Origin of the sequence: Pseudarthrobacter sp. C4D7, assembly GCF_013359725.1 — a bacterium.
Classification (GTDB): domain Bacteria; phylum Actinomycetota; class Actinomycetes; order Actinomycetales; family Micrococcaceae; genus Arthrobacter.
In genome coordinates this window covers 42,229-56,537 of sequence record NZ_JABFMW010000025.1, presented here as the reverse complement: position 1 = coordinate 56,537, position 14,309 = coordinate 42,229, and the positions used below count along the sequence as shown (strand labels likewise).

General features: G+C 66.7%; 12 protein-coding genes. 6 read left to right on the top strand and 6 right to left on the bottom strand.

Annotated features, from left to right (window positions below):
* Positions 1-75: 75 nt before the first annotated feature.
* The 3 genes from HNO81_RS15815 to HNO81_RS15805 all read right to left on the bottom strand — a co-directional run bounded on the left by HNO81_RS15815 (position 76) and on the right by HNO81_RS15805 (position 4,112).
* The gene (locus tag HNO81_RS15815) at positions 76-2,421 is read right to left on the bottom strand and encodes a glycoside hydrolase family 65 protein (protein ID WP_175319065.1); all 2,346 of its coding nucleotides are present in this window, start codon (positions 2,419-2,421) and stop codon (positions 76-78) included.
* A 138-nt stretch (positions 2,422-2,559) separates the two neighbouring features.
* A complete protein-coding gene (locus tag HNO81_RS15810; protein ID WP_175319064.1) occupies positions 2,560-3,297 on the bottom strand; it encodes an HAD family phosphatase in 738 nt (245 codons plus the stop codon).
* A gap of 197 nt (positions 3,298-3,494) precedes the next feature.
* Positions 3,495-4,112 carry a dienelactone hydrolase family protein gene (locus HNO81_RS15805; RefSeq protein ID WP_175319063.1) on the bottom strand — a complete coding sequence of 206 codons (618 nt, stop codon included), beginning with the start codon at positions 4,110-4,112 and terminating at the stop codon, positions 3,495-3,497.
* A gap of 173 nt (positions 4,113-4,285) precedes the next feature.
* Between HNO81_RS15805 and HNO81_RS15800 the strand changes: the two genes are divergently transcribed.
* The 5 genes from HNO81_RS15800 to HNO81_RS15780 all read left to right on the top strand — a co-directional run bounded on the left by HNO81_RS15800 (position 4,286) and on the right by HNO81_RS15780 (position 9,018).
* A complete protein-coding gene (locus HNO81_RS15800; RefSeq protein WP_175319062.1) occupies positions 4,286-4,543 on the top strand; it encodes a DUF6458 family protein in 258 nt (85 codons plus the stop codon).
* 266 nt (positions 4,544-4,809) lie between these two features.
* Positions 4,810-5,616, top strand: a complete 807-nt coding sequence (locus HNO81_RS15795; protein WP_175319061.1) for a DeoR/GlpR family DNA-binding transcription regulator — start codon at positions 4,810-4,812, stop codon at positions 5,614-5,616.
* On the top strand, positions 5,613-6,593 hold the full coding sequence (locus HNO81_RS15790) for a 1-phosphofructokinase family hexose kinase (protein ID WP_175319060.1): 981 nt from the start codon (positions 5,613-5,615) through the stop codon (positions 6,591-6,593). Before HNO81_RS15795 ends, HNO81_RS15790 begins: the two co-directional genes overlap by 4 nt.
* 2 nt (positions 6,594-6,595) lie before the next feature.
* The gene (locus HNO81_RS15785) at positions 6,596-8,674 is read left to right on the top strand and encodes a fructose-specific PTS transporter subunit EIIC (RefSeq protein WP_175319059.1); all 2,079 of its coding nucleotides are present in this window, start codon (positions 6,596-6,598) and stop codon (positions 8,672-8,674) included.
* Between the two features lie 65 nt (positions 8,675-8,739).
* Positions 8,740-9,018, top strand: coding sequence for an HPr family phosphocarrier protein (locus HNO81_RS15780; RefSeq protein ID WP_175319058.1), 279 nt, complete (start codon positions 8,740-8,742; stop codon positions 9,016-9,018).
* A 118-nt stretch (positions 9,019-9,136) separates the two neighbouring features.
* Here HNO81_RS15780 and HNO81_RS15775 read toward each other — a convergent pair whose 3' ends face one another.
* The 3 genes from HNO81_RS15775 to HNO81_RS15765 all read right to left on the bottom strand — a co-directional run bounded on the left by HNO81_RS15775 (position 9,137) and on the right by HNO81_RS15765 (position 11,691).
* Positions 9,137-9,568, bottom strand: coding sequence for an SRPBCC domain-containing protein (locus tag HNO81_RS15775; protein WP_175319057.1), 432 nt, complete (start codon positions 9,566-9,568; stop codon positions 9,137-9,139).
* The gene (locus HNO81_RS15770; protein WP_175319056.1) at positions 9,565-10,413 is read right to left on the bottom strand and encodes a class I SAM-dependent methyltransferase; all 849 of its coding nucleotides are present in this window, start codon (positions 10,411-10,413) and stop codon (positions 9,565-9,567) included. Before HNO81_RS15770 ends, HNO81_RS15775 begins: the two co-directional genes overlap by 4 nt.
* Before the next feature lie 153 nt (positions 10,414-10,566).
* Positions 10,567-11,691 carry a Ku protein gene (locus tag HNO81_RS15765; protein ID WP_175319055.1) on the bottom strand — a complete coding sequence of 375 codons (1,125 nt, stop codon included), beginning with the start codon at positions 11,689-11,691 and terminating at the stop codon, positions 10,567-10,569.
* A 40-nt stretch (positions 11,692-11,731) separates the two neighbouring features.
* On the opposite strand from HNO81_RS15765, the gene HNO81_RS15760 reads away from it, so the two are divergent.
* Positions 11,732-14,218: an ATP-dependent DNA ligase gene (locus tag HNO81_RS15760; protein WP_175319054.1), complete on the top strand. Its 2,487-nt coding sequence runs from the start codon at positions 11,732-11,734 to the stop codon at positions 14,216-14,218.
* Positions 14,219-14,309: the final 91 nt, after the last annotated feature.

The following is a 14,309-nucleotide window of genomic DNA, read 5'->3' as shown; positions in this document are numbered from 1 at the left end:
CAGAAGGCATCCAGGACTCCGGCACCACCCGCCAGGAAGCCGCCACCCTCCTGGCCGGCTAACCCGGGCGGCGCCTCAGTTGTTGCCGCGCACCACGGGGATGCTCGCCGTCGGCAGTCCGCTGGGGAACACCGTGGGCTCCGGTTCCGCGACGCGCTCCAGCGGCACCTGCACGGGTTCGTTGCCCACCATCAGCCGCTGGCCGCGGACGTCCACCTCCAGTGGACCGCCTTCCTGGACCGTCAGGGTGATGGCCCCGACTGAAAGCCGGACCAGCAGGAGCCGGCCCCGCATCTTCAGGTTGAATGCGAGCCCTTCCCATTCCACGGGCAGCCGGGGATCGAAGTACGGGACCGGCCCCTGGTCGCGCATGCCGGCGAACCCGCACACCAGCGAACTCCACACCCCGCCGGTGGAAGCGATGTGCACGCCGTCGATGGTGTTGCCGTGGGTGTCGTCCAGGTCGATGAACGCGGCGTTGGTGAAGTGGTCCAGGGCTTCCCAGGAATAGCCCACCTCGGCTGCCATGATCCCCTGGACGCAGGCGGACAGTGTTGAGTCGCCGGTGGTGATGGGATCGTAGAAGTCGAAGGCCCGCTGCTTTTCACCGGCCGTGAAGTCCTGCCACTGCAGGAACATGGCCAGGACGGTGTCCGCCTGCTTCAGCACCTGGTGCCGGTAGATGACCAGCGGGTGGAAGTGCAGGAGCAACGGGTACTTGGACCGCGGGGTGGTCCAGTCCCAGGCCTCCAGGGTCATGAAGTCGTTGTCCTGGGAGTGCACCTGCATGCGCTCGTCAAAGGGCAGGTGCATGCGGTTGGCGGCGGCCTCCCACAGTTGTCGTTCCTCCTGGGTGATTTCGCCGTGCTGGAGCGCGGCCGCGGCGCGGAGGTTGAAGCGGGCCATCACGTTGGTGTACAGGTTGTCGTTCACCACCGCCGTGTACTCGTCGGGACCGGTGACTCCGTGGATGTGGAAGAGCCCGTCCTTGCCAAAGAAGCCCAACGAAATCCACATCCGGGCAGTTTCGATCAAGAGATCGGCGCCCAATCCGTCCCGGAACGCGGCGTCCCCCGTTGCCCAGAGGTACCTGTTGGTGGCGAAGGCGATCGCCGCGGCGATATGGAACTGTGCGGTGCCGGCGGCGTAGTAGGCGCTGGCTTCCAGGCCGTTGATGGTGCGCCACGGGAAGAGGGCGCCGTCCACGCTCAATTCCTTGGCACGGATCCGTGCCTCGGGAAGCATGCCGTGGCGGAATTCGAGGACCTGCCGGGCCCCGTCCGGGTTGGTATAGGTGAGGTACGGCAGCAGGTATACCTCCTGGTCCCAGAAGTAATGCCCCTCGTAGCCCGAGCCGGTCACGCCCTTGGCGGGAATGCCTGCCACGTCGGCACGCGCCGTGGCCTGGGCCAGCTGGAACAGGTTCCAGCGGATGGCCTGCTGCAGTCCGGGCCGGCCACCCTCAACCACAATGTCGGATGTGGCCCAGTAGCCGCGGTAGTGGGCCATGCTTTCAGCAAAGATGCTGTCCACCGGGCGGAGCGCCTCTTCGGCCACCGCGGCGGCATCCACCTCCGGATCCTGGATGGTGCGGCCGGCCGCGTAGCTGACGCTCTTTTCCAGCCGGAACGGGTCGCCGGGATCAACGGCCAGGACATAGCGGACGGAGCTGTCGTCCTGGTCCACCACCGTCTCGAACGGCTGGTGCCCCGGGGAAGTCCAGTGGTCCACCGCGATCCCCACCCGCTGCTTGGATTCGGCCGCCTCCCAAGACAACCGCAGCGAGCCATCGCCTCCGTCCAGGCGCAGCGGGATCAGCACGCGCCCGGCATGCCGGCCGGCCCGGCGGGGATCGTGCACGGAGTGGTCTTCCACCGGCTGGTCCTGGCGGTTGATCACCGCGGAAGTGACATCCAGCGAGATTTGCCGGTCCGCGGCCACCTCAAGCGAAATACCCAGGCAGCCGCGGGACTCGTAGCCCACCGCCCGGCGCTCCGTGGTGGTGACAGTGGCCCCGGACCGGCACTGCCAGGTGATGCGGCATTCGTAAAGGCCGGTGGAGAAATCGATGCTCCGCCGGTAGTCCAGTACCTCCGACTCGGAGAGGCTGAGGTTTTCGCCATCCACCACTACGGCGAAGTTGTTGGCATCCGGGATGTAAAGGATGCGCTGGCCGGTCCGGGCAAACCCGAAGGCGTTTTCCGCGTGTTTGATGTCCCAGATTTCGTGCAGGCCGTTGATGAAGCTCCCGGGCAGCCCGGCGTCGGCCGCCGCCCAGTGTGCGCCGCGGATGCCCAAATGCCCGTTGCCCAGGGAAAACAGGGTTTCAAGGGTGCCGCCGCCATCGGCTTCGTAGCGTGTTTCAACGAGCTGCCAGGGGGTGTCGGGGAACCGTTCGCGGTCCGCGGTAATCAGTGCCATGGTCGGTGTTTCCTTTTGGCCTTGCTGTAGTGCCGGGCTGGCCGGTACGGAATGTTGGGGAAGGGGAGTGCTGGGGTGGGTGCTGCCGGGGAAGCAGCGGTGTTGCCCCGGGGAAGGCAACGGTTTGAGACCGGTGGTTTAGGGAACGAGTTCCTGCAGGTCGCTGACCACCAGAGTGGCGCCGGCGTCCAGGAGCGTTTGGCGGCCCGCGCCCCGGTCCACGCCGATGACGGAGTGGAACGATCCCGCGTGTCCGGCCTGCACCCCGGACACGGCGTCCTCCACCACCACGCACTCCGGGCTGGAGAGGTCCAGCAGCTTGGCCGCGTATTCGTAGGTCGCCGGGCTTGGTTTTCCGGGCAGTCCCTGTTCGGCGGCCACCACCCCGTCCACCACCACCGGGAAGTAGTGGCTGAGTCCCGCGGCTTTCAGGACGGCGGGAGCGTTGCGGGAGGAGGAGACGACGGCGACCTTGAGTCCGCGTTCCAGCGCGGCGTCGAGGAAACGCACGGAGCCGGGGAATGGTTCGACGCCGGCGCTCACGATGTCATTGAAGATCGCGTTCTTCCGGTTGCCCAGGCCCTGGACTGTTTCGTGGGCAGGGTCGTCGTCAAGGGGGCCTTCCGGCAGTGTGATCCCCCGCGAAGCCAGGAAGTCGCGCACCCCGTCAAACCGGGGCTTGCCGTCGATGTGGTCGAAATAGTCGCTTTCCCGGTACCGCGGGACCTCCGGATGCGAGGCCAGGTAACCATCGAACAGTTCCTGCCAAGCACGCTCGTGCACGGTGGCGGTAGGCGTCAGGACTCCGTCCAGGTCAAACAGGATTGCTGCGGCGCCGGTCCAGCCGGCGGTGTCAGCTGCAGTTTGGGAAGTCATCGGCAGTGCGGTGTCCTTTCGGTTTGGGACAGCCGGCCCTGCCGGGGCAGCCTGAAGGAGGGTTCAGCTGCGCCACATGCGCGCAGCATTACTTCCTTGTCCGCCCACTGCAGGACCGATCATGGCCGTAGACGAGTGTAAGCGCTTGCAAATTTCGCTGGCAACTGTTTTTTGGGCGTTTCCGGGCAAGTTCATCGTCAGCGAAGCACGTAGTGGCGCAGGAAGGCGCTGACGTCAACCATTTCGGTCCGGGACATGGCGTGCCCCATTCCCGGGTACGTCCGGGCGGTGAGCAGGGTGTTTGTTTCCAGCCATTCCGCGGTGTAGGCAACAGCATCGTCGTTGATCACCAGGTCCGCCTTGTCCCGGCCCCAGAAGAACGGGGGCTTGGCCTCGAAGGAGTCGGTTACGGAGAGGAGTTCATTGTTGAGTACAAAACCGGACAGGCCCACCACGGCCTTGTAGTCCTCCGGGTGCAGCCGCAGGAGGGTGCTGGCCATGGCCATTCCCTGGGAGTAGCCCATCAGCGTGACGCTGCTGTGCTGGTCCTTGACGGAGCTGATCCAGGCCCGTACCGAGTTGGCAGCGGAGATGACATCCGCAAAGTCATTGGCCAGGAAGTAGTCCAGCAGGAACCAACCCCAGTGGTCGCCGATGGGCATGGGCGCCCGCAAAGCGGCGAACGTAAATTCGGGCGGCAGGTGTTCGAAAAGGCGGACCATCCGGGACTCGTCCGTGCCATAGCCATGCATCATCACCAGCAAAGGGGTGCCGGCGCGCTGGCCTTCCGGCTTGGACCACACAACTGTTTCCACTGGTCAAGACTAACGAGGGACGCACGCCGACCCGGCCGGGTCATTGAATCAGTAATCGCCGGGAGGTAGCGTGACGCTTGAAAGACAGCAGGCTTAGCTTTTCGCAGTGAATGCACCACCTTCCCGCAACGCCCTACCAGCGCCGCGCAGGCCGCGGCCATAAGGAGCAAGTCATGAGAATTGGATCGTCAATCTTCCTCATCGCCCTTGGCGCGATCCTCGCATGGGCGGTGGCCCCCGGGCTGATCCCGTTCGTGGACCAGCAATTGATCGGCTACATCCTCATGGCGGTGGGCGTCATCGGGCTGGTCGCATCACTCATCCTTGCGTCCCCGGGCCGCAGCCGCCGGGTCAGCGAGTCCCGTTCGGTGGTGGACCCCAACACCGGCGAACGCATCACCCGCCACGAAACCCGGGACGGCGGCATCTAGCCGGAACGCCGGCGGCACGGGCCTCCCGGGCGCCGCCCAGTGAACCCGATAAGCCGGGCTGGACCATTGCGGGTCCGGCCCGGCTTATTCGCGCGCCCGGAAAGCACTTCAATGGCCGGATCTTGTTTCATGTTGGTTTCCATTGACAAACCAACAGAAGCAAAGATAAAGTCAAGTAACTCAACATCAATGTGATTCCAGTCACGCAAGGCCGCAGCGCCGGGCAACGGACAGAGTCACAGCAGGACCTACGCAACGGAGGGTACGTGTTCGCCGAAGAGCGCCAGCAACAGATTGCCGAGCTTGTAGCCGGCAGCGGCCGGGTCAGCGTGACCCTGCTGGCTGAGCGTTTCCGCATCACCACCGAAACCGTTCGCAGGGACCTTGCCGCCCTCGAAAACGCCGGCACGGTACGCCGCGTCCATGGCGGCGCCGTGGCCGCGGATCGCTTCAGCACCACCGAGGAAAGCGTCACCGAACGTGCCATCCAGCGGCCGGACCAGAAGATCCGGATCGCCGAAGCCGCCCTTTCCCTCATTCCCCGCAACTCGTCCGCCAGTGTCCTGATGGACGGCGGCACCACTACCGAAGTGCTCGCCGAGCTGCTGGCCCGCCGCACCGCCGTCGAACCTTCGGACGCCGCGGGCCCCCACCACGAGCTGGTGGTGATCACCCATGCCGTACCGATCGCCAGCAAACTCTCCAACGTCCCCGGCGTCGCCCTGCAGATCCTGGGCGGCCGCGTCCGCGGCCTCACCCAGGTGGCTGTAGGACAGGCAACGGTAAACGCCGCCGCCCGGATCCGCCCCGACATCGCGTTCATCGGGACCAACGGCATCCACGCCGCTTTTGGCGTCAGCACTCCCGATCCTGAAGAAGCCGCCGTCAAGGCAGCCTTCGTCCAGTCGGCACGCCGCATTGTGGTGCTGGCCGACTCCTCCAAGCTGGACACGGAAACCCTGGTCCAGTTCGCCTCCCTGAAAGATCTGGACACCTTGATCACAGATAGTGAACCCGGACCTGAACTCGCAGCCGCCCTGGAAGAGGCCGGCGTTGACGTGGTGATCGCATGATCGTCACCTTCACGGCCAACCCCAGCCTTGACCGCACCGTGGCCCTCCCCGGCCCCCTGGAGCGGGGCGAGGTGCAGCGCGCCGTCTCCGTCCGTCAGGAGTCCGGCGGCAAGGGCGTCAATGTCTCCCGCGCACTGGTGGCCTCCGGGCTGGAGTCCCTTGCCGTGCTTCCCGGCGCGGCCAGCGATCCCGTCCTGGCCGGCCTGCGCGAAAGCGCCGTGCCCTTCGTATCGCTTCCCATCGATGAGCCGCTGCGCACCAACGTTGCCCTCACCGAACCCGGCGGCGTGACCACCAAGATCAACGAGCCGGGCCCGGCGCTGGATGAGAACCAGCAGGAAGCCCTCATCAAGCTGCTGGTCGAAAGCTCGCGCGGTGCCACCTGGGTGGTCCTGGCTGGCTCGCTTCCGCCGGGATTCCCCACAGACTTCTACGCGACGGTGGCCCACCGCCTGCGTTCATCCTTCGACGGCGCCGCCCCGCGCATCGCCGTCGACTCGTCCGGCCTGCCACTCGCCGCTGCCCTCACCGGCGGCGCGGAGGGCATGCCGGACCTCCTGAAGCCCAACGCCGAGGAACTGGCTGAGCTGGCAACAGCCGCCGGTTTCCCCCCGGCATCCGGTGACGAACTGGAAGCGGACCCGGCTGCTGCTGCCGACGCCGCAGCCGCCGTCGTCCGCACCGGCGTGGGTGCTGTGCTGGCAACTCTCGGTTCCAAGGGAGCTGTCCTCGTTACGGCCGACGGCGCGTGGTTGGCCACGCACCCGCCGGTCGCCGCTGTCAGCACGGTAGGCGCGGGCGACTCCGCACTTGCCGGCTACCTGCTTGCCCATGGCCGGGGCTCCGCCCCTGCCGACTGCCTGCGTCAGGCGGTGGCCCACGGTGCCGCCGCTGCCTCGCTGCCGGGGTCCACCGTCCCGGCAGTAAACCAAACCACCCCGGATGCCGTAACCATCACGGCCCTTCGAAAGGATTGACAGTGACCCAGCTCATCACCACGGACCTGGTCGAGCTCGACCAGAACCTGGGCAACGCCCCCGAGACGGTGATCCGGCATCTGGCAAGCAAGGTTGCTGCCACCGGACGCGCATCAGAAGTCGAAGGCCTCTTCGCGGACGCCTACGCCCGGGAACAGAAGACCGCCACCGGCATCCCCGGCGGCATTGCCATCCCGCACTGCCGCTCCGCCGCCGTCACTGTCCCCACCCTGGCCATGGCCCGCTTGAATCCGAAGGTGGACTTCGGCGCCAAGGACGGCCCCGCTGACCTGGTGTTCTTCATCGCCGCTCCGGACGGGGCGGACCAGGAGCACCTAAAGCTGCTCTCCAAGCTGGCCCGCTCCCTCATCAAAAAGGACTTCACCGCGGCCCTCCGCAACGCCTCCTCCGCGGAGGAGATCGTGGACCTCGTGGACGGCGCCCTGGCGGACAAGCCCGCGGCCCATGCCGCAGCAGCCCCGGCTGACGCAGTTCCCGTGGGCGCCGGAGCAGGTGCAGCGGGTGCCGCTGCAGGGGCATCCACCGGTTCCGCCTCCCGCGGACCCAAGCGCCTCGTCGCCGTGACGGCCTGCCCCACCGGCATCGCCCACACCTACATGGCAGCCGATTCCCTCGTGGCAGCTGCCAAGGAAGCGGGCGTTGACCTGCAGGTGGAGACCCAGGGTTCCTCCGGCGCCAAGGCACTGGACCCCGCGGTCATCGCCGCAGCAGACGCCGTCATCTTCGCTGTGGACGTGGACGTGCGCGGCAAGGAGCGCTTCGCCGGCAAGCCCGTGATCAACGCCCCCGTAAAGCGGGGCATCGACGAACCGGAAAAGATGGTCCAGGAGGCCCTCGCCGCCGCCGAGAACCCCAACGCCCGCCGCGTCCCGCACTTCGGCGCGGAAGAGCAGGCCGAGCACGAGGCTGAGGAAAAGGGCGAGCACATCGGCCAGAAGCTCAAGAAGGCCCTGCTCACCGGCGTCAGCTACATGATTCCGTTCGTGGCCGGCGGTGGCCTGCTGATCGCCCTCGGCTTCCTCATGGGCGGCTACCTGATCACCAAGTACGCGGACACCATCGTGGTCCAGAACAGCCTGTTCAACCTGCCCACCGAGTTCCCCGAAAACGCCTGGGGCCCGCTGGGTGCCTACCTCGGCGCTGTCCTGTTCAAGATCGGCGCCCTGTCACTTGGGTTCCTGGTCCCGGCGCTGGCAGGCTACATCGCCTACGCCATCGCTGACCGCCCGGGCATCGCCCCCGGCTTCGTCGCCGGTGCAGTCGCCGGGTTCATGGGTGCCGGCTTCCTGGGCGGCATCGTCGGCGGCCTCCTGGCCGGCTACATCGCCCACGTGGTGGGCCGCCTGCAGGTGGCACGCTGGCTCCGTGGCCTGATGCCCGTGGTGATCATCCCGCTGCTTGCCTCCCTGGTGGCTTCGGGCCTGATGTTCCTGATCCTCGGTGGCCCCATCGTCGCCATCACCAACGGCCTGAACTCCTGGCTGTCCGGCCTCACCGGTGCCGGTGCCATCGCCCTCGGCGTGATCCTTGGCCTGATGATGTGCTTCGACCTCGGCGGCCCGGTCAACAAGGTTGCCTACTCCTTCGCCGTTGCCGGCCTGGGTGCCGCCACCATCGACAACCAGGCGCCGTGGCAGATCATGGCCGCCGTGATGGCTTCCGGCATGGTTCCGCCGCTGGCCATGGCCCTGGCCTCCACCGTCCTGAACAAGAAGCTCTTCAGCCTGGCCGAGCAGGAAAACGGCAAGGCAGCGTGGCTGCTGGGCGCATCCTTCATCTCCGAAGGCGCCATCCCGTTCGCCGCGGCCGACCCGCTGCGCGTTATCCCGGCCAGCATGCTGGGCGGCGCGGTGACCGGCGCGATCTCCATGGCTGCCGGCGTCGGATCGAAGGCACCCCACGGCGGCATCTTCGTCTTCTTCGCCATCGACAACTTCGTGATGTTCGTTGTCTCGATCATCGTCGGCGTGGTGATCACCGCCCTCTCCGTCATCGCCCTCAAGCGCTGGGCAGTCAAGAAGACCGTTGATACGGTTGAACCGGTTCCCGTAACCGTCTGAGCCGGTTCAGCCACAAACCTTCCCGGCGCTGAACCATCAGCACGCCGCAAGACAAAGGAGCAAAAATGTCAGAACGCACCGCAACAGTCGCCAGCCGCGTGGGCCTGCACGCCCGTCCCGCCGCTATCTTTGCCGAGGCAGCCGGGGAGTTCGACCTGGAAATCACCATCGCCCGTGAAGGCGAGCCCGCGGACGAGGCCATGGATGCCGCCAGCATCCTGTCCCTCATGAGCCTGGGCGCCTCGCATGGCGACGTGGTGGTCCTCCGCGCCGAAGGTGCCGGCGCAGACGACGCCCTGGACCGCCTGGTGCAGATCCTCGAAACGGACCACGACGCCGAGTAGCAGCCGGGCTGCTCCACGCAGCACAATGCCGGCGGCCGCCGTCGGGCTTTCCTTCCCAGGGAAACGCCCGACGGCGGCCGCTTGGTTTTAACCTTCGGCCCACCCGGGCGGGCAGCAGTCAGCCGCGCTCGGCGAGCGCCTTCACGTCCGCCACGAGCTTGTCCCACATGCCCTTGGAATGAGCGGCAGCTTCCTCGCTGGGGTTGTTGTCCTGCGCCAGCGTCACCCGGGTGGTGCCGCCCTGGTCCTCGAGCGTCCATTCGAGTGTGTGGTAGTTTTCCGGCCGGTCCTCCTGGCCGGACAGCGGGCTGAAGTGGGTGTAGACCAGCCTCCGGCCCGGTTCCACCGCGACGATCCGCCCCTTGTCCTGGAAGGGCTTCCCCTCCCATTCGCCTTCCCAGGTGATGGGACTTCCCACCGTCCAGTCCGTGTGCAGGATGGCGCCGAACATGAACTCCTTCACGGCGGCGGGGTTGGTGATCACTTCCCACACCTGCTCCGGCCGGGCGTCGATGGTGATGACGGACGTCGCCACATGGTTTTCGGTCATGCTGCAGCCTTTCTTGCCGTGAAGACCAGATACTCCCATTCCAACTGGAACGGAGCATCCCCGTGCGCATCGGCAAAGGAATCGGCCAGATCCGTGAGGGCCTTGTCCAGTGCCTTCACCTTGTCCTTGTCCTCGCCCAGGAATTTGTAGACGGAGATGATGGGGCCGTAGTGGGACTTGAAGTACCTGACGAAATCCCCGGCCTGGTGGAAGCTCCTGACGGCCAGGTTCTGCTTGCGGGTGTGGATGTCGGTGACCTTCCCGTCCAGCAGCCCGCGGACGTGGTCCTCACTCCCCCAGAGGGGTGCCGGCTGCGCACCTAACGGGGGCGGCGGCGCAAACGGCTTCATGGCGGCGAACAGTTGGCCGATGAAACCTTCCGGGGTCCAGCTGAGCAGCCCGATGGAGCCGCCGGGCCTGCAGACCCGCAGGAGCTCATTTGCTGCGGCCTGGTGGTGCGGCGCAAACATCACCCCGATGCAGGACATGACCGCGTCGAACTCTCCGTCCCCGAAAGGCAGGGCCTCCGCGTCGGCTTCCTGCCAATCCAGGCTGACGCCCCGGTTGGCGGCCTCCCTCCGGCCTGCCTCGAAAAGCTCAGGCGTGAGATCGCTGGCCACCACCTTGGCGCCCATCATCGCTGCCGGGATGGCCGCGTTGCCGGTCCCGGCCGCAACGTCCAGGACCCGTTGCCGGGGCCTGATGCCGCTGGCTTCCACCAGGACGGCGCCCAGTTCCAGGAGCATCTCGTCCGCAAGGGCCGGGTAGTCCCCCGACGCCCACATGGCGCGGTGCTTTTTCTTGAGCTCCCGGTCCGCCTCCGCTGCATCCGTCTGCTGGCTCATGTCAGTGCCCCTCCACGTGTCCGGTCCAAATCGGTGACAGCACGCTGTTGGCACAGCGGAGGCTGTGGTGCGACTCATTGTGGACGCGATGGGAGCCGGTGTAAAGGCAGGGCTGCACCCTTTTGGGCGGGCAGCCCCGCCCCCGCCGGCAGGTCAGGCGGGCTTTCGCGCCCTGGTGCTCTTCGCGGCCGGCTTGGCGGCGGCGGACTTAGCCGCGGTGGACTTGGCGGCCGTCGATTTGGCAGGCGTGGATTTGGCCGGTGTGGATTTGGCCGCTGCTGATTTGGACGCCGTGGATTTCGCGGCAGGTTTCGCGTCGTCCGTTCCGGTCTTCGCGGCCGGGGCCTTCGTTGTGGACGATCGGGCACCGCCTGCCTTCGAACCGGATGTCTTCGCAGCTGAGGATTTGCGGGCCGGTGTGGCAGCCGCAGCTTCATCATCCCCGGCGCCGGCGTCGTCGTCGGAAGTTCCGCCCGCGGCCGCGGCGTCCCCGCCGCGCTTCCTGTCCAGGCTCCGTTTGAGGGCCTCCATGAGGTCGATGACCTCGCCCTTGCTGCCTTCCCCGGCCTCGGCACCGAAGGTTTCTTCGGTGTCCAGCGATTCGCCCTGCTCCAGTTTGGCCTCGATCAGCTGGCGGAGCTGGACCTGGTATTCATCGGTGAAAGAGCTGGGTTCGAAGTCGGCGGCCATGGATTCCACCAGCGCCGCGGACATGTCCCGTTCCTGGGCGGAGATCCGGATATCGGCCTCAAGGGACGGGAAGCTTGCCTCACGGACCTCATCCGGCCATAGCAGGGACTGCAGCACCAGGACGTCGTCCTTGATCCGCAGGGCACCCAGCCGTGTTTTCTCCCGCAGGGCGAACTGGACGACCGCCACCCGGTCCGTGTCCTCCAGCGCACGGCGCAGGAGCACGTAGGCCTTGGGCGACTTTGAATCCGGCTCAAGGTAGTAGCTCTTCTCGAACATCATCGGCTCAAGCTGATCGGAGGGCACGAACTGCACCACTTCGATCTCATGGCTGTTTTCCGCAGGAATGGACTTCAGCTCATCCTTGGACAGCACCACCGTCCGGCCGTCCTCCTCGAACGCCTTCTCGATGTCCGAGTAGTCCACCACCTCGCCGCAGACTTCGCACCGGCGCTGGTAGCGGATCCTGCCGCCGTCGGCGTTGTGAACCTGGTGCAGACTGATGTCATGATCCTCAGTGGCGCTGTAGACCTTCACGGGCACGTTGACCAGTCCGAACGCGATGGCACCTTTCCAGATGGCTCTCATTCCTACAGTCAACAGCAGAGCGGGCCGGAGGTGAAGACCCGTGGCAGGTAGCCGGGAACGTGTCCGTGTAGCCGGGCGCGAACTGACGCTCACAAACCTGGACAAGATCATCTACCCGGAGACCGGCACCACCAAGGCCGACGTCCTGGCCTACTACGCCGCCGTGGCGCACGTCCTGATCCCGGCAGCGGCCAACCGGCCCGCCACGCGGAAACGGTGGGTGAACGGCGTGGGCACCGCGGACAAACCGGGCGAGGTGTTCTTCCAGAAGGACCTTGAGGACTCGGCGCCCGGCTGGCTGCCGCGGGCCGCGATCACGCACAAGGACCGCACCATCCACTACCCACTGGTCAATGACGCCGCCACGCTGGCGTGGTTCGGGCAGATCAATTCCCTGGAGATCCACGTGCCGCAGTGGCGGGTGGATTCGCACGGCACCCAGCTCAATCCGGACCGGCTGGTGCTGGACCTGGACCCGGGCGAGGGCGCCGGGCTGCCGGAGTGCCGCGAGGTGGCCCTCCTGGCCCGGTCCATCCTGCAGGACGTGGGCCTGGACCCGGTCCCGGTGACCAGCGGCAGCAAGGGCATCCACCTCTACGCAGCGCTGGACGGTACCCAGACCTCGGACCAGATCTCCGCCTTCGCCCGGGAACTGGCCCGCGCGCTCGAGGCCGACCACCCGGACCTCGCCGTCAGCGACATGAAGAAGTCGCTGCGCACGGGCAAGGTGCTGGTGGACTGGAGCCAAAACAGCGCGGCGAAAACCACGGTGGTCCCCTACTCGCTGCGCGGCAGGCCCACACCCATGGTGGCCGCGCCGAGGACGTGGCGGGAAATCCAGTCCCCCGCGCTGAAGCAGCTGGACTACCAGGAGGTGCTGCGGCGGGTGCGGGACGGCAAGGACCCGTTCGCCGCCGTCGTCAATGCTGCGGGCGGCGGGGCTGCGGGCGGCGGGGCGGAGCATATTGACGCAGACGACGGCGACGCCCGCCTGGGCAGGTACCGCTCCATGCGCGATCCCAAGGAAACTCCCGAACCGTTCGCCGGCGTTCCGGCCGGCGGCAACAGCTTCGTCATCCAGGAGCACCACGCCAGCCGCCTGCACTGGGACCTGCGGCTGGAACACGAAGGCGTCCTGGCATCGTGGGCCCTACCCAAAGGCATCCCCGAGGCCGGGGACAAGAACCATTTGGCCGTCCAGACCGAGGACCATCCCATGGACTACCTCACCTTCCACGGAACCATTCCCAAGGGGCAATACGGTGCCGGCGACATGACCATCTGGGATACCGGCACCTACGAGCTGCACAAGTGGATCAACGGCAAGGAAGTCATTGTCACCTTGACGGGATCTGACGGCGGCGGACTGGGCGGCAGCACTAAGGTGGCCCTCATCCACACCGGACACGGGCAGGGCAAGGAAGGCCAAAACCAATGGCTCATCCACCGGATGGACCGGGAACACCCGGGCGGACGACGCCGGCAGCCAGTCCAGGCGGCAAAGGCGGCCGCGGCTGCCGGGCCGGAAAAAACTGCCGCACCTGCCGCGGACCCCGGCACCAACGCCGACCCGCTGGACTACGCACCCATGATGGCCACGGCCGGGAACATTGCCGACCTGCAGGGCAGCACCTGGCAGTACGAGCTCAAGTGGGACGGAGTACGGGCACTCCTGGTGGCTGACGGCGAAAAGGTCCGGATCTTCTCCCGCAACGGCAATGACGTCACAAAGACTTACCCCGAGCTCACGGACCGGTCCTGCTGGCCGGAACAGCCGTTCGTGGCAGACGGTGAAATCATCGCCGCCGGGCCCGGGGGCAGGCCAGACTTTGGCCTGCTGCAGGGACGGATGAAGCTCACCAAGGCGGCCGAAATCGCCAGGGCCCGCGACGCCATCCCGGTCCAGCTGATGCTGTTCGATCTGCTCTTCGACAACGGCGAGGACCTCCGGCGCCTGCCGCTCAGCTCACGGCGGCAGCGGCTCGAGGAGTTCTTCCGCCCCTCCGGCGGCCCGGTGCACCTGTCCACGGTGCTCGCAGAATCCGTGGAGCTCCTCCTGGACAGCGCCCGGGAGCTCGGCCTCGAAGGCGTGATGGCCAAAAGGACGGACAGCCGGTACGTGAGCGGGCAGCGCACCCGGACGTGGATCAAACTCAAGACGGAGCGGACCCAGGAAGTGGTGGTGGGCGGCTGGCGGCCCGGAAAAGGCGGCCGGCAGGACACGGTGGGATCGCTGCTGGTGGGCATTCCCGACGGCGGCAGGCTGCAATACGTGGGCCGCGTGGGGTCTGGTTTCAGCAGCCGGGAGCTCACGGAACTCCGCCGGACGGTGGAACGGCTTGGACGGAAGACTTCGCCCTTCCACGAGGTGCCCCGCCCGGATTCCGCCGACGCCAACTGGGTGGCACCGCAGCTTGTGGGCGAGGTGACCTACAGCGAATGGACAGGGCAAGGGAGGCTTCGGCACCCGCGGTGGCGGGGCTGGCGCGTGGACAAGAACCCCTCGGACGTGGTGCGGGAAAGCTGAAATCCGGTGCCCGGGAAGGGGCTCTCGACGCGATTGAAGGTCAGCGACGCGCACATTACCTGGCAGCCCCCATATTTCGCGAGCGCCAGGT

Bases quoted from the DNA above. Each gene is read 5' to 3' on its own strand.
- HNO81_RS15815 (WP_175319065.1), bottom strand. From the start codon at position 2,421: ATGGCACTGATTACCGCGGACCGCGAACGGTTCCCCGACACCCCCTGG.
- HNO81_RS15810 (WP_175319064.1), bottom strand. From the start codon at position 3,297: ATGACTTCCCAAACTGCAGCTGACACCGCCGGCTGGACCGGCGCCGCA.
- HNO81_RS15800 (WP_175319062.1), top strand. From the start codon at position 4,286: ATGAGAATTGGATCGTCAATCTTCCTCATCGCCCTTGGCGCGATCCTC.
- HNO81_RS15790 (WP_175319060.1), top strand. From the start codon at position 5,613: ATGATCGTCACCTTCACGGCCAACCCCAGCCTTGACCGCACCGTGGCC.
- HNO81_RS15780 (WP_175319058.1), top strand. From the start codon at position 8,740: ATGTCAGAACGCACCGCAACAGTCGCCAGCCGCGTGGGCCTGCACGCC.
- HNO81_RS15775 (WP_175319057.1), bottom strand. From the start codon at position 9,568: ATGACCGAAAACCATGTGGCGACGTCCGTCATCACCATCGACGCCCGG.
- HNO81_RS15770 (WP_175319056.1), bottom strand. From the start codon at position 10,413: ATGAGCCAGCAGACGGATGCAGCGGAGGCGGACCGGGAGCTCAAGAAA.
- HNO81_RS15765 (WP_175319055.1), bottom strand. From the start codon at position 11,691: ATGAGAGCCATCTGGAAAGGTGCCATCGCGTTCGGACTGGTCAACGTG.